At 42.6% G+C, this 2,314-nt stretch carries 2 protein-coding genes; both read right to left on the bottom strand.

What is annotated here, in order from left to right:
- Positions 1-70 precede the first annotated feature (70 nt).
- Positions 71-856 (bottom strand): energy-coupling factor transporter transmembrane protein EcfT, encoded by a 786-nt coding sequence (locus tag BG32_RS01940; RefSeq protein ID WP_014731328.1) that lies wholly within the window; start codon positions 854-856, stop codon positions 71-73.
- Complete coding sequence (gene queD, locus BG32_RS01945; protein WP_014731329.1) at positions 850-1,218, bottom strand: 6-carboxytetrahydropterin synthase QueD; 369 nt, start codon at positions 1,216-1,218, stop codon at positions 850-852. The genes BG32_RS01940 and queD overlap by 7 nt, the downstream gene beginning before the upstream one ends.
- Positions 1,219-2,314 lie beyond the last annotated feature (1,096 nt).

A 2,314-nucleotide genomic window follows, 5' to 3' on the forward strand; every position in this document is an offset into this window, starting at 1 on the left:
CGCCTAAGACTATCGTCTGCCAGAGCAATGGCAAGAATAAACCCCTCACGTTTGGCCGATCTCTTTGGCTTTACAGTATAACAACCGCTGTAATAGAAACCGCCGTCGAAATCAAGATAATCGAGTCATTAATCGACCAGCTCATTTTGTCGAGGCTTCGCAATGTATGGCCGGGCTCGTATCCCATTATTTCCAGAGCGGACGCGGTGTCCTGGGCCTTCTTTAGCGAGGTCGTAATCACGGGTATCACCACTGAGAGAGAGTTTCTTACTCTCTTGAAAAAACTTCCGCCATTGAATTCCACACCTCTAGCCTTCTGGGCCATAATTATTCGATTCGTCTGAAGCGAGAGAAGAGGAATGAAAGTGAGGGTTAGTGAAAGTGCCATTCCGAGTTCAGAAACCCTCTTAGTTTTCATCGGTAGCTTTCCGACGATTGCTTCAATGGAGGAGGAGATCTCCATGGGGGTTGTTGTATATGATAATGTAATGCTGAAGAAGACTGCAAAAACCATCCTAACAGTCAATAAGGTGGCGTTCAAAAGGCCCTCTTCTGTTATCCTCAGTATCTTCATATCCAGCAGGACTTTTCCGTGCGTAAAGAAGAGCTGGAAGATGACAATTAAGAGTAGAAGAAACTTGATTGTCCAGAGGGTTTTGATGTACTCCCCCAGCGGAACCTTTGAAAGCAAGAGAAGCGAAATCCAAAAGGAAAAAAGGATCAGAGAATCAACAATGCCGCTCAAGAACAAAGATCCCACCGCAAGCGCCACAAAAGAAATCGTCTTGACAACGGGAGACAGTTTATGAATGATTGAGTCGGCAGGGAAGAAGCGACCTAAGGGAATCTCTACCAACCATCTCTCTCCCTGTAACGAACAAAGCTGGTGGGAGTTTCCCATAAGGCTACTTCATAGAGCTCGAACGAATTCCCGCGAATCTTGCCTGCGAGTTTATTGAAAATCCACTCTGCTATGTTCTCTGCAGTTGGTTGCGATAGCACATCATTTATATAAGAGTGATCCAGCACACTCAGGACTTCGTCTCTGACAATTTCTTTCATTTTCAGAAAGTCGATTACCATGTCTTCCTCTTGCTTCTCCCCGGCAACGGTAACTTGAAGTTTATAAGTGTGACCGTGCAGCTTCTCGCACTTACCGTGATACATGGTGAGGTTATGTGCTGCGTCAAAAGTGAACTCCTTCGTTATGAAGAACATTTCTCTGTTCACCCTCCTTCCTCGCAAAACATCTACCCTTGAGAACCAAATATCGTTTTCTGTGTGACGATACTTCGAATTTCCTGTCGAAATCATTCAGTGATCACAAGTATAACTCATCCAAATGGGTATTCCAGCTACTCCAGTCCGGCCCGTAAGATGCTCCACGATCTAGTATAGTATCCCTGCTTTCTTATCGGACCCTGAAAGAGGAAACCTGCTCTTCTAACCAGAAAAAATGTGGAGACCATCTCAGCCTGGAATTAGAGACAAAACGCAGAACAAGAATAAAGTTAGACTGCAATAGAATTCTAGGACTAGGTTTGACATATATCTAACCATATGTTATGATCTCAGTGTAAGATATATATCGAACCGGTGGAGGAATTGATAATGTCAAATTGCACTACAAAATCGATGAGAGAAGTTACGGAACAGATAGAAAAGGCACGAGTAGAAATCTTGAAGTCCAGACCCTTCCTTACTTTTCAGTAGGACTAGAGAAACCCCAAGAAAAAGAGAGAGCCTGAAGGTTCTCTCTTTTTGAATGAAAGAAACAAAAAAGGGTCTCTACCGAGAGACCCGAAGTCATCTTTCTTTCCGTGGGGGAAAAGGGGGGTTGCTTGTATGTCGCGATTCTACTGGTTTATTTCTTCAGAGTGCAAAAAAGTTTCCGTATCTTATAGAAGCCGATCTGGCTTTATCGATTTCCTTCTGGACATCTTTTCCGATTTTCAAAGATCCCTTCTTCATATCGACTCCTCCTTTTCGTCTGTTCGATTCATCTCTTACATTTTCATCATATCACTACGTTAGATAGTTGTCAAACTATTATTGTTAACGCACAATAAACTTCTAACAATATATCGATTAAGCAGATTTACGATCTTGCACTTTCAAATGGATTTGATTCGACACCGAAGAATACTTGTACATGTTCCGCATTTTAAGTACGTTATAGAGTTGCGTTGTTGATGAATTTCCCTGGTTCAAGGTTTCTCGAACCTTATCCATGCTATAATTCAATACAAGTCGAACTTGAGAGGTGTATTCCTTGAATATAATCCCGGGATACGTTGAACTCGTAGAGATTTTG

It is taken from the genome of Mesotoga sp. HF07.pep.5.2.highcov (assembly GCF_003666285.1).
GTDB lineage: Bacteria > Thermotogota > Thermotogae > Petrotogales > Kosmotogaceae > Mesotoga > Mesotoga prima.

Bases quoted from the DNA above. Each gene is read 5' to 3' on its own strand.
- queD (WP_014731329.1), bottom strand. From the start codon at position 1,218: ATGTTCTTCATAACGAAGGAGTTCACTTTTGACGCAGCACATAACCTC.